21 protein-coding genes are annotated in these 23,398 nt (G+C 71.6%); 10 read left to right on the forward strand and 11 right to left on the reverse strand.

The window, feature by feature from the left end; genetic code table 11:
- The first annotated feature begins 60 nt into the window (after positions 1 to 60).
- Complete coding sequence (locus DRV85_RS15170) at positions 61 to 840, forward strand: cyclase family protein (RefSeq protein ID WP_113290324.1); 780 nt, start codon at positions 61 to 63, stop codon at positions 838 to 840.
- Positions 837 to 1,562, forward strand: a complete 726-nt coding sequence (locus DRV85_RS15175) for an SDR family NAD(P)-dependent oxidoreductase (protein ID WP_113290325.1) — start codon at positions 837 to 839, stop codon at positions 1,560 to 1,562. Before DRV85_RS15170 ends, DRV85_RS15175 begins: the two co-directional genes overlap by 4 nt.
- 289 nt (positions 1,563 to 1,851) lie before the next feature.
- On the opposite strand, the gene DRV85_RS15180 is transcribed toward DRV85_RS15175, so the two are convergent.
- Entirely contained in the window at positions 1,852 to 2,361 is a 510-nt protein-coding gene (locus tag DRV85_RS15180) for a flavin reductase family protein (RefSeq protein WP_113290326.1), read from the reverse strand.
- Positions 2,362 to 2,428: 67 nt separating this feature from the next.
- Entirely contained in the window at positions 2,429 to 2,866 is a 438-nt protein-coding gene (dtd, locus tag DRV85_RS15185; RefSeq protein ID WP_113290327.1) for a D-aminoacyl-tRNA deacylase, read from the reverse strand.
- A 150-nt stretch (positions 2,867 to 3,016) separates the two neighbouring features.
- On the opposite strand from dtd, the gene DRV85_RS15190 reads away from it, so the two are divergent.
- Positions 3,017 to 3,436, forward strand: a complete 420-nt coding sequence (locus DRV85_RS15190; protein ID WP_113290328.1) for an Hsp20/alpha crystallin family protein — start codon at positions 3,017 to 3,019, stop codon at positions 3,434 to 3,436.
- Between the two features lie 33 nt (positions 3,437 to 3,469).
- On the opposite strand, the gene DRV85_RS15195 is transcribed toward DRV85_RS15190, so the two are convergent.
- The 3 genes from DRV85_RS15195 to DRV85_RS15205 form a co-directional block, all read right to left on the reverse strand.
- Positions 3,470 to 4,645 (reverse strand): TFIIB-type zinc finger domain-containing protein, encoded by a 1,176-nt coding sequence (locus DRV85_RS15195; protein ID WP_113290329.1) that lies wholly within the window; start codon positions 4,643 to 4,645, stop codon positions 3,470 to 3,472.
- Between the two features lie 52 nt (positions 4,646 to 4,697).
- Entirely contained in the window at positions 4,698 to 5,810 is a 1,113-nt protein-coding gene (locus DRV85_RS15200; protein WP_113290330.1) for an SPFH domain-containing protein, read from the reverse strand.
- Positions 5,811 to 5,894: 84 nt separating this feature from the next.
- Entirely contained in the window at positions 5,895 to 6,887 is a 993-nt protein-coding gene (locus tag DRV85_RS15205; RefSeq protein ID WP_158540172.1) for a zinc-binding alcohol dehydrogenase family protein, read from the reverse strand.
- A 253-nt stretch (positions 6,888 to 7,140) separates the two neighbouring features.
- Here DRV85_RS15205 and DRV85_RS15210 point away from each other — a divergent pair, with 253 nt between their 5' ends.
- The 5 genes from DRV85_RS15210 (at position 7,141) to DRV85_RS15230 (ending at position 12,746) form a co-directional block, all read left to right on the forward strand.
- Positions 7,141 to 8,214, forward strand: a complete 1,074-nt coding sequence (locus tag DRV85_RS15210; RefSeq protein WP_113290332.1) for an ABC transporter ATP-binding protein — start codon at positions 7,141 to 7,143, stop codon at positions 8,212 to 8,214.
- A 37-nt stretch (positions 8,215 to 8,251) separates the two neighbouring features.
- Positions 8,252 to 9,166, forward strand: coding sequence for an ABC transporter permease (locus DRV85_RS15215; RefSeq protein WP_233495540.1), 915 nt, complete (start codon positions 8,252 to 8,254; stop codon positions 9,164 to 9,166).
- On the forward strand, positions 9,159 to 9,965 hold the full coding sequence (locus DRV85_RS15220) for an ABC transporter permease (protein ID WP_113290334.1): 807 nt from the start codon (positions 9,159 to 9,161) through the stop codon (positions 9,963 to 9,965). Before DRV85_RS15215 ends, DRV85_RS15220 begins: the two co-directional genes overlap by 8 nt.
- An 18-nt stretch (positions 9,966 to 9,983) precedes the next feature.
- Entirely contained in the window at positions 9,984 to 11,003 is a 1,020-nt protein-coding gene (locus tag DRV85_RS15225) for an ABC transporter substrate-binding protein (RefSeq protein ID WP_113290335.1), read from the forward strand.
- A gap of 78 nt (positions 11,004 to 11,081) precedes the next feature.
- Complete coding sequence (locus DRV85_RS15230) at positions 11,082 to 12,746, forward strand: amidohydrolase (RefSeq protein ID WP_113290336.1); 1,665 nt, start codon at positions 11,082 to 11,084, stop codon at positions 12,744 to 12,746.
- A gap of 73 nt (positions 12,747 to 12,819) precedes the next feature.
- Here the strand turns inward: DRV85_RS15230 and DRV85_RS15235 are convergent, their stop codons facing one another.
- The 6 genes from DRV85_RS15235 to DRV85_RS15260 all read right to left on the reverse strand — a co-directional run bounded on the left by DRV85_RS15235 (position 12,820) and on the right by DRV85_RS15260 (position 20,836).
- Positions 12,820 to 14,049 (reverse strand): lytic murein transglycosylase, encoded by a 1,230-nt coding sequence (locus tag DRV85_RS15235; RefSeq protein WP_113290337.1) that lies wholly within the window; start codon positions 14,047 to 14,049, stop codon positions 12,820 to 12,822.
- Positions 14,050 to 14,179: 130 nt separating this feature from the next.
- The gene (locus DRV85_RS15240; RefSeq protein WP_113290338.1) at positions 14,180 to 15,607 is read right to left on the reverse strand and encodes a pyridoxal phosphate-dependent decarboxylase family protein; all 1,428 of its coding nucleotides are present in this window, start codon (positions 15,605 to 15,607) and stop codon (positions 14,180 to 14,182) included.
- Positions 15,608 to 15,679: 72 nt separating this feature from the next.
- Complete coding sequence (locus DRV85_RS15245; protein WP_113290339.1) at positions 15,680 to 17,017, reverse strand: ABC1 kinase family protein; 1,338 nt, start codon at positions 17,015 to 17,017, stop codon at positions 15,680 to 15,682.
- A 79-nt stretch (positions 17,018 to 17,096) separates the two neighbouring features.
- The gene (locus tag DRV85_RS15250; protein ID WP_233495537.1) at positions 17,097 to 18,617 is read right to left on the reverse strand and encodes an OpgD/OpgG family glucan biosynthesis protein; all 1,521 of its coding nucleotides are present in this window, start codon (positions 18,615 to 18,617) and stop codon (positions 17,097 to 17,099) included.
- On the reverse strand, positions 18,614 to 20,194 hold the full coding sequence (gene mdoH, locus DRV85_RS15255) for a glucans biosynthesis glucosyltransferase MdoH (RefSeq protein ID WP_158540173.1): 1,581 nt from the start codon (positions 20,192 to 20,194) through the stop codon (positions 18,614 to 18,616). Before mdoH ends, DRV85_RS15250 begins: the two co-directional genes overlap by 4 nt.
- Positions 20,195 to 20,299: 105 nt before the next feature.
- Positions 20,300 to 20,836: a cytochrome b gene (locus tag DRV85_RS15260; RefSeq protein WP_113290341.1), complete on the reverse strand. Its 537-nt coding sequence runs from the start codon at positions 20,834 to 20,836 to the stop codon at positions 20,300 to 20,302.
- A gap of 122 nt (positions 20,837 to 20,958) precedes the next feature.
- Between DRV85_RS15260 and DRV85_RS15265 the strand changes: the two genes are divergently transcribed.
- Together DRV85_RS15265 and DRV85_RS15270 are read left to right on the forward strand one after the other, a co-directional pair.
- Positions 20,959 to 21,720 carry a CDP-alcohol phosphatidyltransferase family protein gene (locus DRV85_RS15265; RefSeq protein ID WP_113290342.1) on the forward strand — a complete coding sequence of 254 codons (762 nt, stop codon included), beginning with the start codon at positions 20,959 to 20,961 and terminating at the stop codon, positions 21,718 to 21,720.
- Positions 21,717 to 23,351, forward strand: coding sequence for a sulfatase-like hydrolase/transferase (locus tag DRV85_RS15270; protein WP_113290343.1), 1,635 nt, complete (start codon positions 21,717 to 21,719; stop codon positions 23,349 to 23,351). The genes DRV85_RS15265 and DRV85_RS15270 overlap by 4 nt, the downstream gene beginning before the upstream one ends.
- Positions 23,352 to 23,398 lie beyond the last annotated feature (47 nt).

Here is a 23,398-nt window from a genome sequence, read left to right on the forward strand (position 1 = left end):
GCGTCTCGCGCAGAGGCCCGCGAGGGCCGATGAGCGCCACGGCGCTCCGCGGAGGCTTGCATGACCGTTCTGAACGAGCTTGCCCATGCCCTCACATCTGGCGCCGTCGAGGTGGTGGACCTCACCCATCGGCTCGACCCGGATTTCCCGGTCATCGTCCTGCCGCCGGAGTTCGGGCAGTGCGCACGCTTCCGGATGGAGGAAGTTTCCGCCTACGACCACCGCGGCCCGGCCTGGAAGTGGCACCACATCTCGATGAACGAGCACACCGGCACCCATTTCGACGCGCCGGTGCACTGGGTCTCGGGCCGCGACATCCCCCACGGCCACGTCGACGAGATCCCGCCCGATGCGCTGATCGGTCCCGTGGTGGTGATCGACTGTTCCGAGGGTGCGGCGCGCGACGACGACTTCGAGCTCACGCCCGAGATCATCGAGGCCTGGGAGGCGCAGCACGGCCCGATCCCGGCCGGGTCATGGGTGCTGATGCGCACCGACTGGTCGAAGCGGACGGGCGCCGACTACCTCAACATGCGCGAGGACGGCGCGCATTCGCCCGGTCCGACACCGGAGGCGGTGCAGGCGCTCGTCGCGCGCGACATCCGCGGCTTCGGGACCGAGACGGTGGGCACCGACGCAGGGCAGGGGTCTCACTACGACCCGCCCTTCCCGGCGCATTTCTACCTGCACGGGGCGGGGAAATACGGCCTGCAATGCCTCGCCAACCTCGACCGGCTCCCGCCCACGGGGGCGATGCTCATCGCGCCGCCGCTCAAGATCAAGGGCGGCACCGGCAGCCCGCTCCGCGTGCTGGCCCTGATCCCGAAGGAGGCGACATGACCGACTACACCGCGCTGATCACCGGTGGTTCGAAGGGCATCGGCGCCGATCTGGCGCAGGCGCTGCTCGACCGGGGCTACACCGTCATCTCGATGGCCCGCCACAAGGGCGACTGGCGCCACGACCGGCTGGAGCAGGTGGAGGTCGACCTGCTGGACCCGAAGGCGGTCGAGGAGGCCGCGGCCGAGGTGACCGCCCGCCACGAGATCACCCATCTTGTCCACAACGCCGGGCTGATCTGGCCGAACCTCGTGGAGGAGGCGAAGCCCGAGGACATCGCGGGTCTCGCGCAGCTTCATCTCGGCGCGGCGCTCACGCTCCTGCAGGCGGCCTTGCCCGCGATGAAGGCGCGCGGCTTCGGGCGCGTGCTCTTCAACGGCTCGCGCGCGGCAATGGGTGTGCCGACGCGCACCGCCTATTCGGCGACGAAGGCGGGGATGGTGGGCATGGCGCGGACCTGGGCGCTGGAGCTCGCGCCGCACGGCATCACCGTCAACGTCGTGGCCCCCGGCCCGATCCAGACCGACAACTTCTGGGGCATCGTCGAGAAGGGATCGGAGCGCGAGGCGAAGCTCGCGCAGACCATTCCGGTGCGGCGACTGGGCCAGCCCGCGGACGTGACGAACGCCTTCCTTTTCTTCTGCGATCCGGCGTCCGGCTTCGTGACGGGGCAGGTGCTCTACGTCTGCGGCGGCGCGAGCGTGGGAACCATCTCGCTCTGACGGCGCGGCGTGGAAGGGGGCGCTGCCCCCTCTGGCCTGACGGCCAATTCACCCCCGGGATACTTGGGCCAAGAAGAAGGACCGCGGCGCGCCCGTCGAGATGGACTGTCCGCGCGGCCGCTCGGAGGAGACGAGCCGGTTTCCGTCACCTCGGCTCGGACGTTCCTGGGTCCGACAGCAGAAAGCGGACCGGCGTCCGGGTCATGGTCACCGGCGGACGGAACCTCGCTCGCACGCAGTGCCAGAGAGCGTCACGCCGAAGGCGTGGCCGCCTGGAGATCGCGGCGTTTCAGCCTTCCGCGAAACCGCCGTAGCGGCCCGAGTAGAACAGCAGCGGCGGGCCGTCGCGCGCCTCGGCGCGCAGCACCCGGGCGACCACGATCAGGTGGTCTCCGCCCTCGTGCTCGGCCACCTTTTCGCAGTCGAAGCGCGCGAGGCATCCGGCGATGACCGGCACGCCCTCCGCGTTCTCGGACCAGTCGATGCCATCGAAGGCGTCGCCCGACCGGGCGAAGCCCTGGCTGATCGCGGACTGCTCCGCGCCCATGACATGCACGGCGAAATGCCGGGCCGCCGCGTAGAAGGGATAGCGGCTCGAATTCTTCGCCGGCGACCAGAGCACCAGCGGCGGGTCCAGCGAGACGCTGGCGAAGCTGTTGGCCGTGATGCCGAGCGGGCCGGTCGCGGTCGCGCAGGTCACGACCGTGACGCCGGTGCCGAAGCGCCCCAGCGCGTCGCGCAGGGCCCGTTCCTGGCCGGGGCCGGGGGTGAAAGACTCGTTCGCTGCCGTGTCGGGCATGCCTCGCCCTGCCTCCTTCGCGATTCCGGCGAAACCTAGCCTCGCCGCGCGGCGCGCCAAGACCCTCTCAGACCTCGAGAGGGATCGTCACCGGCCCGTCGTTGACGAGCGCCACCTGCATCTCGGCGCCGAAGCGGCCGGTCGCCACCGGCACGCCTTCGCGCTGCAGAGCCGCGGCGAAGCGTTCGTAGAGCCGTCGCCCCTCCTCGGGGTCGGCCGCCGCCGAAAACCCCGGCCGGTTGCCGCGCGCGGTGTCGGCGGCCAGCGTGAACTGGCTGACGACGAGCGCGCCGCCGCCCGCGTCGAGGACCGAGCGATTCATCCGTCCCTCGGCGTCGCGGAAGATGCGCAGCCGCGCCACCTTGGACGCCAGCTTGTCGGCGGCCGCCTCGGTGTCGCCCTGCATCGCGCAGACGAGCACCATGAGGCCCGGGCCGATCTCGCCCAGCACGGCCCCCTCGACGCTTACCCGCGCCTCGCTCACCCGCTGGATAACTGCCCGCATCGCCTCGCCTCGCCTCCGCCGTGCGGCCGAAGACTGCCCCGGCCCTCCCGGCGATGCAACCGGCGCGCTTGCGTTTGATGCGTGTCAATCACATCTCGCCAAGGCCGCGCAAAATGCGCGCATAGGGTACCGAGAGAAAGGAGACTCGTCATGGTCGAGAAATCGCAGCTTTCGGGCCTCTGGCCCGCGCTCTACGATCCCTTCCGCAATCTCGGCGCGCGCGTGGCCGAGATGCTCGCCCCGGCCTCCGACGCCAGCGGCGGCGAGGACGCCTACACCATCACGATGGAGCTTCCCGGCGTGTCGGAGGACGACATCGAGGTGAGCGTCGATGCCGGCGTCGTGACCGTGAAGGGCGAGAAGAAATCCGAGCGCGAGGAGAGCGGCGACACCTGGTTCTTCACCGAGCGTCAGTACGGCAGCTTCACCCGGTCCTTCCGCCTGCCCGCCGACGCGGTTCAGGAGAAGGTCGAGGGGCACATGAAGGACGGGGTGCTCACCATCACCGTGCCGCGCAAGCGCCCCGAGCCCGAGGGCGGCAAGAAGAAGGTCGAGATCCGCAAGGGGTGACGGCCGCGCGGGGCGCGGTCCGTCCGCGCCCCGTCAGTAGAAGCTGGGCTCGAAGCTCACGCCGTCGGCCCAGAGCTCGGGGTTCTGCGCCAGCCAGTAGCCCAGCGCGCCGGCGATCAGCAGCCCAGTCACGATCGCGAAGGCGAGCTTCACGGCCGACCAGGGGCGTTCGCCCTGCACCCGCCCGGTGCGGCCGTTGACGACGAAGCGGTAGGTCTTGCCGCGATACTTGTAGGCAGCAAGCCACACGGGCAGCAGCACGTGCTTGAACGTCACGTCGCTCACCGCGGTGTCGATGGAATGGATGCGCTGCGCGTCGCCGCCGATGTCGAAGGCCACGTCGCGACGGATCACCTGATCCATCTTGGCCCTTGCCTCCTCGTAGCCCTCGGGCAGCGCGACCTGATACCCTTCCGCCCGGAAGCCCGCCAGGAACTCGGGGCGGTAGGGTTCGAGCGCGGCAAGGTCCCAGGGTTCCAGCGCGTCGGTGAAGGTCTTGGGCAGCGAGCGCGAGGCCAGCACCAGCACGTCGTCGAAGAACCGCGCGACGCGCCCCGACACGGGCGTCCAGCGGATCTTGCGCACGCGTTTCTGCGCGGGCTTGCCGTCGCGCATCACGGTCACGGTGACGTAGTAGGCGGTGCCGCGCATGCCCGAATAGCGGCTCGCGGTCTGCGCGTCGAAGGTCCAGTAGGGCACGTAGATGCCCTGCATCCGCCGGCCGCGGCGCGCGTATTGCTGCAGCCCGTTCGGCGCGAACCAGAGCCGGCCCAGCCAGTCGCGCATCGCCCGCCTCGCCGCCGACTCGTCGAGCGCGAAGGGCAGCACGCCGCGCGGCTTGATGTGGCGATGCGTGCCGGTGTCCGTCACCACCGGCGTCGCGCAGAAGGGACACTCCTTGGCGTGGATGTCCGGGTCGAATTCCACCTCCGCGCCGCAGTTGGGGCAGCGCGAGACGCGCGTCTCCTCCATCTCGGCCGCGGGCAGCTGCGCGTCGAGCGCGGCGCGGAAGTCGAGCTCGCGGATCGCGGGGACCGGGGCGCCCTCCACCTCTTCCGTGTGCCCGCAGTGATCGCAGACGAGCCGCCCCTTCGCCGGCTCGAAGCGCAGGTCGGCGCCGCATTGCTCGCAGGGAAAGCGGTGCTCCTCGGTCGCGTCGCGCGGCGGCGGCGCGGGCGCCTCAGGGGCGGGCGGCGTCGGGGGCTGCATGCGTCGGGACGGCTCCGGCGGGGGTATTTATGGCAAGAGGAAGGACCGGGCGTCAGCGCCCCGGCGGCGGTGGTGGCGGCGGGGGCATCACGGTGAAGAGCTGCGCGAGCTCGGCCACGTCCTCGGCGCGTTTCCAGCCGTCCTGTCCGGCGGTCCAGACGAAGGTGTCGCGGGTGAGCTCTCCGGAGGTCGCCATCCGGCCCAGCGCGGCCTTGGAGAAGGGGCCCTTCGTCTGCCCGTTCTCGGCGATGTGCCAGACGTGCTCGACGGGCGGGGGCGGCGGGGCGGCCTGGGCGGGCTGCGCGCCCCATGGGCCCTGGCGGGCCATCTGCGCGCCCATGGCCATGCCCATGCCCGCGCCCAGTCCCGCCGCCATGCCGCCCCCGGCGGGGTTGTCGGCCGCGCGGCTCATCGCCTCGGCCGCGGAATACTGCGCGAAGCGGTCCAGATCGCCCACGAGGCCCATCGAGGTGCGCTTGTCGAGCGCGGCCTCGACGGCCGGCGGCAGCGAGATGTTCTCGATGTAGAGCTCGGGGATCTCGAGGCCGTAGTCGGCCATCACCGGCGCGATCTCGCGCGCCACGAGCTTGCCGAGGTCGGCGGTGTTGGCCGCCATGTCGAGCACCGGGATGCCCGAGCCGGCCAGCACGCGGCTCACCTCCTGCACGATCACGTTGCGGATCTGGAAGCTGATCTCGTCCATGGTGAACTCGCCGTCGGTGCCCACGATCTCCTGCAGGAAGCGGGCGGGATCGGCCACCCGGATGGCATAGGTGCCGAAGGCGCGCAGCCGGACGGGGCCGAACTCGGGATCGCGGGCGATCACCGGGTTCTTGGTGCCCCACTTGAGGTTCGGAAAGCGCGTGGTCGAGACGAAGTAGATCTCGGACTTGAAGGGCGAGCGAAAGCCGTGATCCCAGTGCTGGAGCGTCGTCAGGATCGGCATGTTGTTGGTCTCGAGCATGTAGAGACCGGGGGTGAAGACATCCGCGAGCTGCCCCTCGTGCACGAAGACCGCCGCCTGCCCCTCGCGCACGGTGAGCTTGGCGCCGTACTTGATCTCGTGCCCGTGCCGCTCGAAGCGCCAGACCAGGGTGTCACGGGTGTCGTTCGTCCATTCGATGACGTCGATGAACTGGCCGGAGAGGAAATCGAAGATCGGCATGGGCGCACTCGCTCTGTCACAGGCTGCTGTCGCCATATACGCGCATGCGGCGCGCTTGGCCAACGGCAAGCGCGCCTGCGCGCCTCACCAGAGGAAGGCGATCTTGCCGATCTGGCGGCCTTCGGCGAGGCGGGCCTGCGCCGCCTCGATCGTCTCGACCGTCAGCCCCTCGAAAGTGGCCGTGCGCGTGGGGTGCAGCCGGCCCTCGTCGAAGAGCCGCGCCACGGTGGCGAGGATCTCGCCCTGGCGGGCCATGTCCGGAGTGCGCTGCACGGGGCGGGTGAACATGAACTCCCAGCCGAAGCTCGCGCTCTTCTGGAACAGCGGCGCGAGGTCGTGCTTCTCCTGGGTGCCCACGATCGACACGATCCGCCCCTGCGGGGCTACGAGCCGCGCCATCGTGTCGAAATAGCGGTCGGTGTCGTGGGCGCAGAGGATTCGGCCGAAGCTCGCGTCGCCCAGATCCGGCAGGGCGGCGTGATCGATCACCTCCGCCGCGCCCATGCGCGCGCACCAGTCGCGGGTTTCGGCGCGCGAGGCGGTGGCCGTGGCCGCGATCCCGGACAGCTTCGCCAGCTGAAGCGCGACGGAGCCCACGCCGCCCGCGCCGTTGATCAACAGCAGTCGCTCGGACTGGCCGCCCTCGGCGAGGGGGGCGTAGCCCAGCCTGTCGAAGAGCGCCTCCCATGCGGTGATCGCCGTGAGCGGGATCGCGGCGGCGTCGGCGTCCTCCAGGCCGTCCGGGGCGCGCGCGACCAGGCGGTGATCGACGAGTTGATGCGTGGCGAAGCTGCCCGGCCGGTCGGCCGCGCCCGCGTACCAGACCCTGTCGCCGGGGGCGAAGCCGCCCACGGCGGCGCCCACGGCGAGAACCTCCCCGCAGGCGTCGTAGCCCAGCGCGCGCGGTGGTGCGTCGGCGGGGATGCGCCCCTGCATCTTGCCGTCGACCGGATTGAGCGCGGCCGCCGCCACCCTGACCAGGATGTCCTCCGGGCCCGGCTCGGGCACCGGCGCGGAGGTCGCCTCGTAGGCCCGCGCCGCGGGGTTCCAGACCACGGCCTGCATCGTTTCGGTCATTGTGCCCTCCCTCGATCTCGCGCTGCCCGTTCTGCGCCGAAGCGGCCCGCTTGCCAAGGGGTGGAGGCTGCGGAGTGCGCGGTCAGGGGGCGTGGAGGGTCGCGCGCGGTCGCAGCCGGGGAAGGTGCCCGAAACGCGGGCGGCGGGGCAGCGGCGCCGCGTGGCCGTCGCCATACTCGGTTGCAGCGCCGCCCGAGCGGTGGTTGTCTGGCAGCGTGGCGCACGAGCGTCAGCGACGGAGGGGCCTGACAGCATGATCGAGATCGACCGCGTGACCAAGGTCTTCGGCTCCGCCGCAGACGCCTTCCGCGCGCTGGATACGGTCAGCGTCACGATTCGGCAGAACGAGTTCTTCACGCTCTTGGGGCCGTCGGGCTGTGGCAAGACCACGCTTCTGCGGGTGATCGCGGGCTTCGTCGATCCCACCGAGGGCAGCGTGACGCTGGAAGGGCAGGATCTTCTGCGGCTCGCGCCCTACGAGCGGCCCGTCAACACCGTCTTCCAGTCCTACGCGCTTTTCCCCCACATGACGGTGGCGCAGAACATCGGCTTCGGTCTCGAGATGCAGGGCAAGCCGGGCGAAGAGGTGCGGCGCACCGTGGGCGAGATGCTGGACCTCGTGCGCATGTCGGAGCTCGCCGACCGGCGCACCAGCGAGATCTCGGGCGGTCAGCAGCAGCGCGTGGCGCTCGCCCGCGCACTGGCGCCGCGGCCGCGGGTGCTGCTTCTGGACGAGCCGCTCTCGGCGCTGGATTTCAAGCTCAGGAAGGACATGCAGCTCGAACTCAAGCGGCTCCAGTCCGAGACCGGGATCACCTTCGTCTTCGTCACCCACGATCAGGAAGAGGCGCTGACCATGTCCGACCGGATCGCGGTGATGAACGCGGGCGCCATCCGCCAGATCGGCAGCCCGCGCGACATCTACGACCATCCGGCCGAGCGCTTCGTGGCCGACTTCATCGGCGACACCAACTTCCTCGAGGCCGAGCTGCTGACGGTCGAGGGCGAGCGCGCCGAGGTGCGCCTCGCCTCCGGCCGCGAGATCGCGGCGCGCGCGGCCGAGGGCGGTGCGGGGCAGGGGCCGGTGACGGTCGCGGTCCGGCCCGAACATGCCGATCTCGCCCCCGAGGGCGAGGGGCTGCTGCCCGGGCGTCTGGGCGATGTCGTCTATTTCGGCACCGATACCCATTTCCACGTCGATCTCGACGCCGGCGGGCGCTTCGTCGTGCGCCGGCAGAACCAGCCCGACCAGGCCGAGGCGCGCGGCAGGGGTGACCGGGTCTCGGTGCGCTTCGGCCCCGGCGTGGGCCAGGTGCTGAGGGACTGAGGCCATGACCGATATCGCCTCCACCCGCCCGACCTCGATGCGTGACCTCGCCGCGGCCCGCAAGCGCGAGGAGCGGCGCACCCGCGCCTTTCTGCTCGCGCCGGCGATGGCGATCCTGATCTTCGCAGCCTCCGGGCCGCTGCTGATCGTGCTGGTCTATTCCTTCCTCACGCCCGGCGACTATGGCGGCGTGGTCTGGGAATTCTCGCTCAAGGCGTGGTTCAACGTCTTCGCAGAGCGCGACTTCTTCACCGAGGAGATTGAGCTCGCCGACGCGCATCTGTCGATCATGTGGCGTTCGATCAAGCTGTCGCTGATGACGACGGTGATCTGCCTGATCATCGGGTTTCCGACCGCCTATTTCATCGCGACGCGCCCGCGCGGCACGCGCGATTTCTGGATGCTGCTGGTCATCATCCCGTTCTGGACGAACCTGCTGATCCGCACCTTCGCGATCATGGAGCTGATCCGCAACGAGGGCACGTTCAACAGCTTCCTGGTGGGCATCGGGGTGATCGACACCCCCATCCAGATGATGTTCACCGAGTTCGCGGTGCTGGTCGGCATGGCCTATGTCTATCTGCCGCTGATGATCCTGCCGATCTACGCCTCCATGGAGCGGTTCGACTTCTCCCTCGTGGAGGCGGGATACGACCTTTACGCGACACGGTTTCAGGTGCTGCGCCGGATCATCCTGCCGCTGGTCAAGCCCGGCGTCGTCGCGGGCTCGATCCTCGTCTTCGTGCCCTGCCTCGGCGCCTATGTCACGCCGCGGGTGCTGGGCGGCGGCAAGAACATGATGCTGGGCAACTTCATCGAGCTGCAGTTCGGACAGGGCCGCAACTGGCCGCTGGGCGCCGCGCTGGCGCTGACGCTGCTGGTGATCGTGATGGTGGCGCTGATCTTCTACGTCCGCGCCGTGGGCCGCGAGGAGGTGCGCGGGCATGGCTAGGGGCAAGGGGTTCGACGTCACCCGCCAGCCGGGGTTCACCACGGTGGCGCTGCTGTGCTTCGTGATGCTCTACCTGCCGATCGTGCTGCTGGTGGTCTTTTCCTTCAACGACAGCACCTCGGTGGCCGAATGGGGCGGCTTCTCGCTCCGCTGGTATCAGTCGGCGCTGGAGAACGAGCGCGTTCAGGAGGCGACGATCCGCTCCGTCATCATCGCGACGGCAGCCTCGATCCTGGCCACCGGCGCGGCGGTGGGCGCCGCGCTCGCCACCACGCGGACGCGGCCCTGGCGCGGGCAGACGGTGGTCTTCGCGATCGTGAACCAGCCGCTCATGGTGCCCGAGATCGTGACCGCGGTGGCGCTGCTGATCTTCTTCGCGATGATCAAGGTCGCCACCGGCTATACCGGGCTGTGGTATCTCATAATCGCGCATACCGCCTTCTGCATCCCCTTCGCCTTCCTGCCCATCCGGGCGCGGCTGCAGGGGATGGACCTCACGCTGGAGCAGGCGGCGGCCGATCTCTACGCCACGCCCTGGCAGGCGTTCCGGCGGGTGACGCTGCCGCAGCTCTGGCCCGGGATTCTCGCCGGCGCGATGCTCGCCTTCGTGATTTCGCTCGACGACGTGGTGATCACCGAGTTCGTGAAATCCGCCGGGCAGGATACCCTGCCCACCTACATGCTGGGCCAGCTGCGCCGGGTGGTGACGCCAGAGATCAACGCGATCTCGACCGCGCTTCTCGCCGTCTCGGTGCTGCTGGTGATGGCGTTCTTCTTCCTCAGCCGAAGCAGGAAGTGACCAAGGAGGTATGAAAAGATGAAACGACTGCTGATGACGACGGCGGCGCTGACGCTCTCGGGGCCCGCGCTGGCGCAGGAGCTGCAGCTCTACAACTGGGGCAACTACACCAGCCCCGAGATGATCGAGAAGTTCGAGGAAGAGACCGGCATCGACGTCACGATCACCGACTACGACAGCAACGACACCGCGCTGGCCAAGATCAAGGCGGGCGGGCACGGCTTCGACATGGTGGTGCCCTCGGCGACCTACGTGCCGATCTTCATCGAGGAGGGCCTGCTGATGGAGGCGCGGCCCGACCAGATGGAGAACTTCGAGCATGTGGCCGAGCGCTGGCGCGATCCCGAGTTCGATCCCGGCCGCCGCTATACCGTGCCGTGGCAGTGGGGCACGGTCGGCATGGTCGTGGACACCTCCGTCTACGAGGGCGACATCAACACCGCCGCCCTCTTCCTCGAGCCGCCCGAGGAGCTTCAGGGCAAGATCAACGTGATCCCCGAGATGATGGATGTCATGTCCATCGCGATCTACTACGAGGGCGGCGAGCAGTGCACGCAGGACCGCGAGGTGCTGCAGAAGGTGCGCGACCGTCTGCTCGCGGCCAAGCCGCACTGGCTGTCGATCGACTACGGCACCATCGAGAAATACGCCGAGGGCGACCTGTCGGCGGGCCTCTACTGGAACGGCGCCGCGCTGCGCGTGCGCCTGCAGAACCCCGACTACGCCTTCGGCTACCCCCAGACCGGCTATCCGGTCTGGTCGGACAACCTCGCCATTCTCGCCGATGCGGAGAACGTCGAGGAGGCCAAGACCTTCATGAACTTCGTGATGGAGCCTGAGAACGCCGCGATGCTGTCGAACTTCGCGCGTTACGCGAACGGCATCGCGGGCTCCGAGGAATACATGGACGAGGTCATGGCCACGGCGCCGGAGGTCAACGTGCCCGAGGAGCTCGCCGGGGCCGGCGTCGATTCCAAGATTTGCCCGCCCGAGGCGCAGCAGATCTACCGCGCGATCTGGACCGAAGTCCTGAAGTGATCCGCGCCTGAGCGCTAAAAAAGGCAGGTGCGCCATGCGTGGCGCCCCTGCCCCCGTGTCCCGAGGAGACGCACCGCAATGCCCGCCACGCCCGATCTCGTCATCCTGAACGGCAAGCTCATCACCTTCGACGACGCCCGGCCCAGGGCCGAGGCGCTCGCGCTGACCGGCGGCAAGATCGCCGCCGTCGGCTCGACGGAGGAGATCCGCGCGCTCGCCGGATCCGGCACCCGAGTCTTCGACGCGCAGGGCTGCACAGTGCTGCCGGGCTTCATCGACAGCCACGTGCACCTCTTCGGCGGGTCGGTCGAACTGGACTACCTCAACCTCTACGACGTGCAGGGCCTCGACGCGCTGCGCGAGGCCGTGCGCGCCGAGGCGGCCCGCTCGGACGACACGGTGGTCTTCGCCGTGCAAGCCGCCTACGACATCATGGGGCCGGGGCGGCAGACGACCCGGCAGGATCTGGACGAGGTGCTGCCCGACCGCCCCTTCGCCATGTTCGCGGCGGATCATCACACGATCTGGGCCAACACGAAGGCGCTTGAACTGGGCGGCATCCTCCACGGCGGGGAGACCGACGCAGGCAGCGAGATCGTGATGGCGCCCGACGGCACGGCGACGGGCGAGTTGCGCGAGCCCGGCGCCTACAAGCCCGTGCTCCGGCACACGCGCTACGGCGGGCGCGACATGGAGGGGCTGGTGACCGGCGCGAACCCGGTGCCGATGCCGGGGCCGCAGGACCGCGCCCGCGACCGCGACGCCATCGCCGCGGGGCTCAGGCACTGCGCGAGCCACGGCATCACCGGCCTGCACAACATGGACGGCAATTTCTACACCGCCGAACTGCTGGAAGAGCTCGACGCCGAGGGCAAGCTGCTCTGCCGGACCGAGATCCCCTTCCACCTGAAGAGCTTCGACCCCCTCGACCGTCTGGAAGAGGCGGGCGAGATGCGCCGCCGCTTCGCCGGCGACAAGCTCTGGACCAACCGGGTCAAGATGTTCATGGACGGCGTGGTGGAGAGCCGCACGGCGCTGATGATCCGTCCCTATCCGGGGACCGACCACATCGGCGATCCCGTCTTCGAGCCCGACCACTACACCGAGGCCTGCGTGCGCATCGACGCGATGGGGCTGCAGATCGCCACCCATGCCATCGGCGACCTGGCGATCCGCCGCACGCTCGACGGCTACGAGGCAGCGCAGCGGGCGAACGGCATCCGCGACAGCCGCCACCGGGTAGAGCATATCGAGGTGTTGCACCCCGACGATCTGCCGCGCTTCGCCGAGCTCGGCGTCGTCGCCTCGATCCAGCCCGGCCACGCGCCGCGCGGCCACATCTTCCCGGCGCATGGCCTCGACGCGGTGCTGCACGCGGACCAGATCCCGATGGCCTTCGCCTGGCAGACGATCCGCGAGACCGGTGCGCGCGTGTGTTTCTCGACCGACTGGCCGGTGATCCAGGTGGACGTGATGGACAGCGTCAAGGCGGCCGCCGCGCCGCTCGAGATGCCCGCGCCCTGGGTCGACCAGCGGCAGAGCCTGATGGACACGCTGCGCTCCTATACCTTCGACAATGCCTGGGTTGAGTTCGCAGAGGATCGGAAGGGGCAGTTGAAGGAAGGCTACCTCGCCGACGTTGCGGTGATGGACCACGACCTCGAGGCGATGACGCCGGACCGGCTGAACACGGCCCGCGCGGCGCTCACGGTGATGGGCGGCGGCGTGACCTGGGAGGCGTGAAAGGGCCTTGAGAAAAGGCCCTTGCAAGCCGCTTCGAAGCGGCTTGCAAGCGGTTTTCAAACCGCTTGCCCGCTCAGCCCCGAAGCCGCGCCAGAAGCGCGCGGGACGGCTCCCCTGTCACGGTCAGACCCTGTGCGCGCTGGTAGCCCTCGATCGCTGCACGTGTGCCCGACCCGATCACCCCGTCAGGCGCGCCCGCGTCGAAGCCTGCCGCGGTCAGCCGGCTTTGCAGCTCCTTGCGGTCGTCGATGGTCAGGCCGAACTCGTCCGGAGGAAAGCCGGCGCGCAGCGGACCCGCCCCCGCCAGCCGGTCGGCAAGGTGCCCCACGCCGATCACGTAATTCACCGCGTTGTTGTAGCGCGCCAGCACCTCGAAGTTGCCGAAGGCGAGGAACGCGGGCCCCGCCGCGCCCTCGGGCCGGATCAGCGCCGCGGGTCCGTGATCCGGCAGCGCGCCGCCGTGGGCGGCCGTGACACCGGCCGCGCGCCAGTCCGGGACGGACCGCTTGGCCCGGCGCGCCCCGGCCAGCGCTGCCGGCGCCCGCACCTCCAGCCCCCAGGGACGCCCTTGCCGCCAGCCCATCCGGTCGAGATAGGCGGCGGCGGAGGCCAGCGCGTCGGTCGGATCCTCGGACCAGATGTCGCGCCGCCCGTCGCCGCGGAAGTCCACGGCATAGGCCTGATAGGTGGTCGGGATGAACTGCGTGTGCCCCATCGCGCCGGCCCAGCTGCCCACCAGCCGCTCTGGCGTGGTGTCGCCGCGGTCTAGGATGCGCAGCGCGGCCAGCAGCTGCCGCTCGAAGAAGGGGCCGCGCCGACCGTCGAAGGCCAGCGTCGCCGTGGCCGAGACGACGGGAATGTCGCCGCGCCGTTCGCCGTAGCGGCTCTCCACCCCCCAGATCGCGGTGACCACCTCCGGCGGCACGCCGTAGCGCGCCTCGATCTCCGACAGAAGCCCGGCGTGGCGGCGCAGCATCTGCCGCCCGGTGGCGATGCGTTCGTCGGAGGCGGTGATGGCGAGGTAATCCTCGAGCGTGCGGGTGAACTCGGTCTGGTTGCGGTCGCGCTCGATCACGCCGGGCAGGTAACCCGCCGCGCGCAGGCCCCGCGCCAGCGTCGCCTCGCCGACGCCTGCGCCGGCCGCGCGGGCGCGGAACCCCGCGAGCCAGGCATCGAAGGCCGGGTTGGCCACGGGCCGCATCTCGGGGGCCGGGCGGGGGGCAAGGGCCGGGCCCGTCCCGGCACATCCCGCCAGAGCGAGGGCGCCAAGGCCTGCCATCAGGTTTCGTCGTGTGGTCGTCATCCCTGCGCCCCTTTGCCGGCCTCGCGGCAACCCTAGCGCAACCGTTCCGGGCGGGCCACGTCCGGCGGTTTCGATGATCCGAAACCTGTTGGGCGGAGAGGCCCGCTGCGGCGATGCAGACAGCGCGCCGTCAGACGGCCGCCAGCCGTTCCAGCGTGCCGCGGATGTCGTCCTCGGTCGTCAGCGGGTTTATCGTGCAGAGCCGGAGCACGCTGCGCCCGCCGAGCGACGTGGTGGTGACGCAGGCATAGCCGCTTTCCGAGACCGCGCGCGCAGCCGCCTCGTGCTTGCCGGCGTCCGCGCCGCGCAGCGCGAAGCAGACGATGCCGAGCTGCGCGGGCGTGACCACTTCCCAGGTGCCGGGGCGCTCGCGCAGCACCCGCTCGGCAAGTTCGGCCAGTTCCATGCCCCGGCGCACGGCCGCGCGGAAGCGGTCCGCGCCATAGGTCCGCAGCGACATCCAGAGCTTGAGCGCGCGCGAGCGCCGCGAGAGCTCGAGGCTGCGGTTGCCGAAGTTCACCGCATCGCCCGCCTGCCGCACATCGCGCAGGTATTCCGGCGAAATGGCGAAGGCGGCCTCCAGCGCGCCGGGCCGGGTGACGAGGCAGACGCCGAGGTCGTAGGGCTGGAAGAGCCATTTGTGCGGGTCGAGCGCGAGCGAATCGGCGCGTTCCATGCCGGCGAGCGCCGCGCGGCCCTCCGGCGTGATCGCCGCAGGCGCGCCGTAGGCACCGTCGACGTGCAGCCACAGGCCTTCCGCCGCGCAGATCTCGGCGATCTCGGGCAGGGGGTCGACGGCGCCGGTGTTGGTCGAGCCCGCCGTCGCCACGACCATCATCGGGCGCCGCCCCGCCGCACGGTCCCGGGCGATCGCCGCGCGCAGGGTGTCGGCCGACATGCGCCAGTCCGCCTCCGCGGGCAGCTTCGCGATCTCCTCCTGCGCGAAGCCCAGGGTGCGCAGGTTGCGGGGCAGCGAAGCGTGGGTCTGATCCGTGAGATAGGCCACGCCGGGGCCGAGGGCCGCGCGCGCGGCGGCGAAGCCGGTGAGGTTGCCCATCGAGCCGCCCGAGAGCAGCACGCCCTCGGTCTCCGCCGGCATCCCCAGCATCTCGGCCAGCCAGTCGATCACAACCAGCTCCACCATGGCCGGGCCGGAGGCGCCGCCCCAGCTGGCGCAGATCGTGTTGAAGCCGGTACCCATCCACTCGCCCAGGATCGCGGCGAAGGCGGCAGGCCCCGGCACGCGGGCGAAGTAGCGCGGGTGGTCTCCATGCTGCTGATGCGCGAGCGCGACCTCCGCCATGAGGTCCAGCGAAGCCTCGGGGTCAATGGGCGCCTCGGGGAGCGGCCCGCCCAGCGCCGCGCGCAGATCTTCCGGCGCGCCCGTCAGGATCGCGGGCTCCTGCCCGCGGCGCATGGCGCGATCCACCACCATGTCGACGACCCTGTAGCCCAGGCGCCGCATCTCTTCGGCCTCCAGCCCGAGCGTGTCGGCCGGCACGTCGGGCAGGTCGGCCAGCGCGTCGAAGCGCGGCGGGCGGCGGGCGGGATCGGACATTGGCGCCTCCTCGGGTCCGGTCGAGTGATCCCGCGGATCGGCGGCGGAGGCAAGGCCGCCCGCGCGCACCGTTCAGGCGGCGGCCCGCGCCCCGAGCGCCGGCGCCATCAGCCGGTCGAGGTCGATCCGGGCGCCGAGCCGCGTGGCCATCAGATACATTCCGCCGAGCTTGCGCTGCACGAAGAGGGCGTCCACGGGCGGCACATGCGAGGCCTCCTGCCGGCGCGACAGCGCCTCGCCGGCTTCGGTCACGCGGCGGGCCATGTCCGAGCTGCCGAAGTCGAAGACGCCGCCGCGGCGCAGCGGCTCCAGCGACAGGCGCATGAGATCGACGAGATCGGCGCGCTGGGCGGCCGGCATCCCGGTGGTCAGATAGCCGAGGTCGAGCGCCGCGCGTTCGAGCGCCGCCCGGTCGTCCGCCCGCCCGGCGGCGAGGAGGCTGAGGAAGCCCTCCGACAGCCAGGCGGGAATCTCCCGCACCGCCCCGAAGTCGAGCAGCACGAGGCGGCCCGTGACCGGATCGTGCCTGTAGTTGGCGAGATTGGGGTCGGTCTGCATCACCCGAAAGTCGAAAAGCTCCCGCAAGGCGAGCGCGAGCAGCCGCCCGACCACCTGGTCGCGGGTCTCCTGCGGGGCCTGCTCGAGCGATTCGAGCGGCTGGCTGTCTGCGTAGTCCATGACGAGCACGTTGTCGGTGGTCAGCTCGTCGTGCACGGCCGGGACGTGGAAGTCCTCCCGCCCCACCAGCATCGCGGCGTAGGCGGTCATGCGCGCGCCCTCGCCGCGATAGTCCGCCTCTTCGTGAAGCTGAGTGCGCGCGGCCTCGAGCAGAGGGGCGAGATCGACGCCGCGCGGTACCACGCCCGACATCCGCAGCAGCCCGCCGAGATTGGCCACGTCGCTGTCGATGCTGCGCCGGACCCCGGGATACTGCACCTTGACGGCCAGCCGCCGGCCGTCGGGAAGCGTGGCGCGGTGGACCTGCCCGATCGAGGCGGCCGCGATCGGGCGCACCTCGAACTGCGCGAAGCGGCGCTGCCAGCCCACACCCCATTCCGCGTCCAGAACCTCGCGGAGCTGGCGCGGCGGCATGTGGTGCGCCTCGGCGCGCAGGCGGGCGAGCGGCTCGGCGATCTCGGGCGGCAGGATCTCGCCGGCGTCCATCGAGACGAGCTGGCCCACCTTCATCGCCGCGCCCCGCATCCGCGCGAGCTCGTCGGCGAGGCGCGCGGCGTTGGCCGGGGTCAGCAGGAGCGACCGAATCTCCGGCCGGCGGCCGCGGGCGAGCTCGCGCAATCCGCCTGCGGCGAGACCTCCGGCTACGGACCCCATTACCCCGCCGAACCCGGTCAGCCGCGCGAGACGGCCGGAGGGAACGGGCAGGGCGCGGGACAGCGGGGGACGGGACATGCGGGAGTCTCCTGCGACGCGGCTCGAAGACAACATAGCGCGCGGGGACGCGCGGCAAGGCACGCGGCGCTCCGGCGGTTCAGACGCCGCCGTCCCGCGCGCGTGTCCAGCGCCAGAGCCAGACGGGACTGGCCGCACGACCCGTGCGATCGCGCAGGACGAGCCGCAACTCCGCGCGTTCGGCCTTCCCTGGCAGGAGCTGGAAGCCCACGCGCAGGCCGTGGCCCCCGGGCAGCGCATAGGCCGCGAGCCCCTCGGCGCGCACCCCCTCTCCGTCAACCGAGAGGTCGGGGGTGAGCGTCGCGTCGCGCGTCGCGAAATCGACGACGAACTGCCGCGCTCCCGGACGGTCGTGAACCCGTCCGCTGCGGCTGTCCCTGATCGAGGCAAGGCCCGGTGCGTGCGGTGCCGCGGCCGACCAGAGGATGTCGTAGGCGAAACGGTGCTCGACGCCGGGCAGCAGCGGGCGCTCCGGGCGCCAGAAGGCGACGACATTGTCCATGAACTCGTCGGCGGTCGGGATCTCGACCAGCATCACCGCGCCCCGGCCCCAGTCGCCGGAGGGGCGCACCCATGCCGTGGGCCGGCGATGATAGCCCGCCTCCGCGTCCTCGAAGCCCGCGAAGTCCCGCGGCCGCTGGATCAGCCCGAAGCCGCGCGGGCCGTGGTCGAGAAAGGCCGAGGTCTCGACCTGCGCGGGATTGGCCAGCGGACGCCAGAGCGTCTCGCCCGCGCCGTTGTCGATCCTGAGCGCCGCGCTGTCGTGCACCCGCGGCCGGAAGTCGTCCGCCACCGCGGGCTGCATCGGCCCCTTGAAGAACATGGAGGTGAGCGGCGCGAGGCCCGCGGCGTCGAGCCGGCGTCGTGGAAAGAGACTGAGCGCGCAGCGCGTCACCGTCTGCTGACCGGGCTCCGGCCGCAGCGTGAGGCAGGCGGCGAGCGAGGGGCTGTCGATCAGCGCCTCGATCACCGGCGGCGCGCTCTGGGTGGCGGGCGTCAGCCGAAGGTGGACGATCTCGGGGAACTCCTCGGGCGCGGGCCCGCCGGTGCCGAGGGCGACGGCCCGCGCCGAGAGGCCGTAGAGGGTGCCGGCGGCCACGGCACGAAAGTAGCTCGCCCCCTGCACGACGAGCACCTCGTCCATCACCTGGGGCTCGTTCAGCGGATGCCGCAGCCGCAGGCCAGAGAATCCGGCGCCCGGCGCGTCCTTTGGGATCGTGCCGGGAAAGTAGCGGGGGTCGAAGTCGAAGAGCGCCGGGGAGAACGGAAGCGGGCGCAGCCCTTCGGGGCCTGCGATCTCGACCGTCACAGGCGTGTCGAAATAGAAGCCCGGCGGCAGCAGGTCGAAGGCGTAGCCGGGCCCCAGCTGCAGCTGGGCCGCAGCACCCGGCTTCGGGCGTATCGCCCGGTAGCTGTCGTAGGTGAGCGCGTCGAAGGGCGGCGGAAGTGGCGGGTGACGCCGCGCGTAGGGATGCGTTGCGAGGCGCCTTGCGCGCTCGACCAGCGAAGTCCCGCGCGACGGCGTGGCGCCGGCCGTCCCGGCCCGGGCGAGGGCCGCCGCGGCCGCGCCGCCCGCCAGAAACGCGCGCCGCCGGATCACGCGCGGGCCTCGAGCCAGCGGGCGAGGGCAGGGGCCATCACGAGCGGCAGCGCCAGCGGCGCGAGCCAGGGCAGCGCCGCCGGGCCGGCGGCGAAGGCGACCCCCGCGAGCGCGAACCCCGCCCCGGCCTCGCCCGCGCCCTGCGGCAGGTGCAGGCGCGACGGCCCCTCGGCGCGCTTCCAGCCGCAGTCGCGCCCGGCGAGCACCGCCAGCACCGCCCCGGTCTGCCGAACCAGAAGGAGCGGCGCGATCAGCGTCGAGACGGCCGCCTCGGCCCCCGCGGCGCGCAGCGCGATACGGCGCGCACGCGCCCCTTTGGCCCGCCGCAGGTGCAGCGCGAGCGCCGCCAGCTTCGGCACCGCCAGCAGTCCGAGCACGCCGGCGAGGGCCCAGAGCCCCGGCGCGGGCGCGAGCCCGGTGGCGAAGAGCAGCACCAGAGCCAGCCATATTGGCGCGGCCAGATAGCTCATCACGCCCGAGGCGAGGTGCAGCCGGCTCGCCGGATCGAGGCCGGGCAGGGCGAGCAGCCGGGCATGCTGCAGGTTGCCCTGCGCCCAGCGCCGGTCGCGCTTGTGGAAGGCGGCGAGCGTCTGTGGCGCATCCTCGAAGCTTCCCCGGCTCTCGGGATCGACCTCGACGGCCCAGCCGGCGCGGCGGATGAGCGCCGCCTCGACGAAATCATGGCTGAGGATCTCGCCGCCCAGCGGCGCGCGCCCCGGCAGCCGCGGCAGCCGCCGCACGGCGCGGTAGGCCGCCATCCGGATCAGCGCGTTGTGGCCCCAGTAGTTGCCCGCCGGCCCGGTCCAGGCGGCGAGTCCTGCGGTCGCCACCGGCCCGCCCAGCCGCGACGACAGGCGCAGGCTCCGGCCGAAGCGGCTGCGCGGCGGGAGCAGCCGCATCCCCGACTGGATCAGACCGGTACGGGGGCAGCGCTCCATCCGCCCGATCATGCCGGCCAGGCGCGCGGCGCTCATGCGGCTGTCGGCGTCCAGCACCGCCATCTGGTCGTAGTCCTTGCCGTGCCGTGCCGCCCACTCGGCGATGTTGCCCGGTTTGCGCCACCGGTTATCGCTGCGACGCCGATAGCGCAGCGCGCCCTGCGCGAGGAGCGGCGCGAGCGCGGCGCGTTCGGCAGGCTCCGCCGCGGCGCGGCTGTCGGACAGGACATGGATGTCGGTGCGATGCGCGAGGCCCGTGCGCTGCAGATCGCGCCAGAGCCGACCAGCGGCCGCCGCCACGCCCTCGGGCGGCTCGTTGCAGATCAGGTAGAGCACCGCCGTCCTGCTTCCCAGCGGCGCAGGCCGGGACGGCCGCCCGCCATGCCAGGCGGCCGCCGCGCCCGCCAGGGCGGTCGCGCCGCCGAAGCCCACCCAGAGCGCGTTGAGCGCGAAGAGCGGCGCCGCCAGGGCGCCGGCGGGCGTCTCGGCGATCGACAGCGCGCCGCCCGCCGCGACCGGCGCGGCCAGGGCGACGGTGAGCGAGGCGACGGCGCCCCGTGCGGTCCGGTACGGTTTCGCTCGCTGCCGTGGCAGCGTCGGGGGCACCGGCAGCTGCGACGGCGCGAAGGTCCGTGGCATATGGGCCGTCATCGCTCACCTTCGGGTTGCGTGTTCGGCCACAGATATCGGTGCGCCGACGCGCGGCAAGGCGGCGGGGTCTGTCGCTGCGCGGGCCGGCGGGGTTCAGCGCGCAACCGGAGGCCAGATGCGCGAAAAGACGCCGTCGCGCCGGATGGCCCCGTGCCAGACGGCCGCGAGAATGTGCAGCGCGATCAGCGCCACCAGCACGAGGCGCCCCCACCAGTGCGCCGCCTTCGCCCATTCCTCCAGAGGCTCCGATTCGGGCACCAACGGCGGTATCCCCAACGCGTCCAGCGCCTCGATGGGAAAGCCGCCGGCGCGCACGCGCAGGTATCCGGTCACGCCCATGAAGATCAGCAGGACGTAAAGCGCCGCATGATTGGCCCAGGCGACGCGCCGCTGCCAGTCGGGCACGGCGGCGGGCAGCGGCGGGGGCGGCGCGACCTGCCGGTAGGCGAGGCGCGCGAGCACGAGCAGGAGGATCAGCACACCCACGTTCTTGTGGAAGATGAAGAGCGTGTCCTGCACCGATCGGGTCAGGCCCTCCTGGATCATGATCTGCCCTGCCGGGATCGTGGCAAGCACGAGAAGCGCGACGATCCAGTGAAACAGGCGGGCAGCTGTGCGGTATCCGGTCATCGGTCCCCCGGCCTCGGATCCTAAGGCAGATAGCGCCGCCGCGCGACTCATCAATCGCGCCGCAGGGGCTTGAAGCGCGCGCGGGCGCGCTATTGTGATGGCTGTGTGACACGGAGGCCTGCATGGCGCTTCTCGGCACAGACCTGTCACCGGCGCGGCGACCGCTCTGGCCGGGCGATCTGCCCGCGGTGCAACTGACCGCGCTGGGCGCGCTGCACCTGACGCTGCTGGCCTGTGCGCTGGCGCTCTGGCCCGGCGGGATCGAGCCTCCGGTCTGGGCAGCCAGCCTTTCGGGACATGCGGCGGTCACGGGCTTGGCCATCGCGGCGGTGGCGCGCAGCTACCCGCACCGCTCGCTGGGGATGTGCAACTCCGTCACGCATCTCCGTGCGACGCTGACGGTCTTCCTCGCAGCGGCGCTGGCGAGCGGCCCTGGCGTCGCCGAGGCCTGGGTGCTGGCGGGGATCGGCGCCATCACCCTGGCGCTCGATGGCGCGGACGGCTGGCTCGCCCGCCGGCGGGGGCTCGTGTCGCGCTTCGGCGCGCGTTTCGACGTGGAGATCGATGCGCTATTCGCCCTGGTTCTGGCGGCCGCGGCGCTCGCGGCGGGCAAGATCGGCTGGGTCGAGGCTGTCGTGCTTGGGGCGGCGCGGCATCTCTTCCTGCTCGCCGGCGCGGCGCTGCCCTGGCTGCGCGCGCCGCTGCCCGAGCGGGTGCGGCGCAAGGCGATCTGCGTGGTGCAACTCGCCGTGCTCGTCGCCCTGCTCACCCCGGCGCTCGAGGGGCGCGCGGCGCAGGCGCTGGGTCTGGCCGCTGCGACACTGGTCGCCGCCTCCTTCGCCGCCGACATCCTGGCGCTCTGGCAGGCGCGGCGGCGGGGATGAGGCGCACGGCGCTGCGTGTCAGCAGCCTCGCGCTGGCCGCGCTCCTTCTGCATCTCGTGCTGATCCAGCCCAACCATCCCGCGGCCGTCATCTGGCGCGCGCTGCTGCTCTTTCCGCTCGAACTTCCGGTGATCCTGGCGGCGCTCGTCGCGCTGCCGCCGGCGGCGGCGGTCACGCGCTACCTGCGGGCGGGTCTCGTGGGGCTGCTGACGCTGCTCGCCGCGCTGAAGCTCGCCGATCTGGCGAGCCAGATGGCCTTCGCGCGCGGCGTCAATCCGCTGGTGGACTGGCCGCTGGCGATCGCCGGCTGGCGGCTGGCCTCGGGGGCGGTCGGACCCTGGCTCGCAGGGCTCGGCGGTCTCGCCCTGGTCGCGGCGCTGGCGGGGCTGGCGGCGGCGCTCTGGTGGGCGACAGGCCGCTGGGCGGCGCTCGCGCTGCCCGGCCGGTGGCCGCTGCTGGCCGGAGGCGCGGCCGCCGCGGCGACAGTCGTCGCCGTGGCCGAAGCCGGGCACTCCCTGGGCCAGTGGCGGTTGCCCGCGCAGCCGCCGGGCGCGGCCTTCACCGCCCGCGTGGGCGCCGAGACCGTCGCGCGCACGCTCGCGGCCCGCGCCGATCTCGCCGCCTTCCGCACCGCTGCGCGGCGCGATCCCTACGCCGGCGCGGGGCCGTTGCTCGACGCGATCGGCACGGATGTCTTCGTCGTCTTCATCGAGAGCTACGGGCGCGCGAGCCTGGAGCAACCGCTTTATGCGGGCACGCACCGCAAGACGCTGCAAGAGGCGCAGGCGCGGCTCGAATCGCGTGGTTTCGCCATGCGGTCCGGCTGGCTCGAGGCGCCCACGGCGGGCGGGCGCAGCTGGCTGTCGCATCTCACCCTCTCCACCGGGCTGCGCATCAGTGACCAGACCCGCCATTCCGCCGCGCTGGCGAGCGGACGACGCACGCTCTTCCATCTGGCGCAGGAGGCGGGCTTCCGCACCGCCGCCGTGATGCCCGCGATCACCCTCGCCTGGCCCGAGAGCGCGCGCATGGGTTTCGACGAGGCCCACGACGCCGCATCGCTGGACTATGCGGGGCAGCCGTTCAACTGGGTCACGATGCCTGACCAGTTCACGCTGGCTCGCGCGGAGAGGTTTTTCGAGGCCGAGGGTCCATGGTTCGCTCAGATCGCGCTGATCTCTTCGCACGCGCCCTGGGTGCCGGTGCCGGAGCTCGTGGACTGGGAGGAGGTGGGCGACGGCCGGATATTCGACCGCTGGGCCACCTCGGGCGATCCGCCTGAAGTCGTCTGGCGCGACGCGGACCGGATTCGTGCGCAATACCGCAAGGCGATCGATTACAGCCTGCGCACGGTGACGGACTGGGCCGCGCGGCAGGCCGGAGGCACGCCGCCCCTGATGCTCGTGCTCGGCGATCATCCGCCGGCCGGCTTCGTCGCGATGGACGATAGCCGGGCGGTGCCCGCGCATCTGATCGGGCCGCCGGACCTCGTCGCGCGCGCGGCGCGCTGGGGCTGGCGCGAGGGCCTTCTGCCCGACCAGGGGGCTCCGGCAGAGGGCATGGAGCGCTTCCGCGACCGATTTCTCGCCGCCTATTCGAGCGGCGGACGCGCGCGGCAGGCGAGCCGTTGAAGCGGGCCGCTTCGCCGCACGGCTTGATCGGCGCGCCGAGGGCTCTA

The sequence above is a fragment of the Rhodosalinus halophilus genome, from assembly GCF_003298775.1.
Lineage (GTDB): Bacteria > Pseudomonadota > Alphaproteobacteria > Rhodobacterales > Rhodobacteraceae > Rhodosalinus > Rhodosalinus halophilus.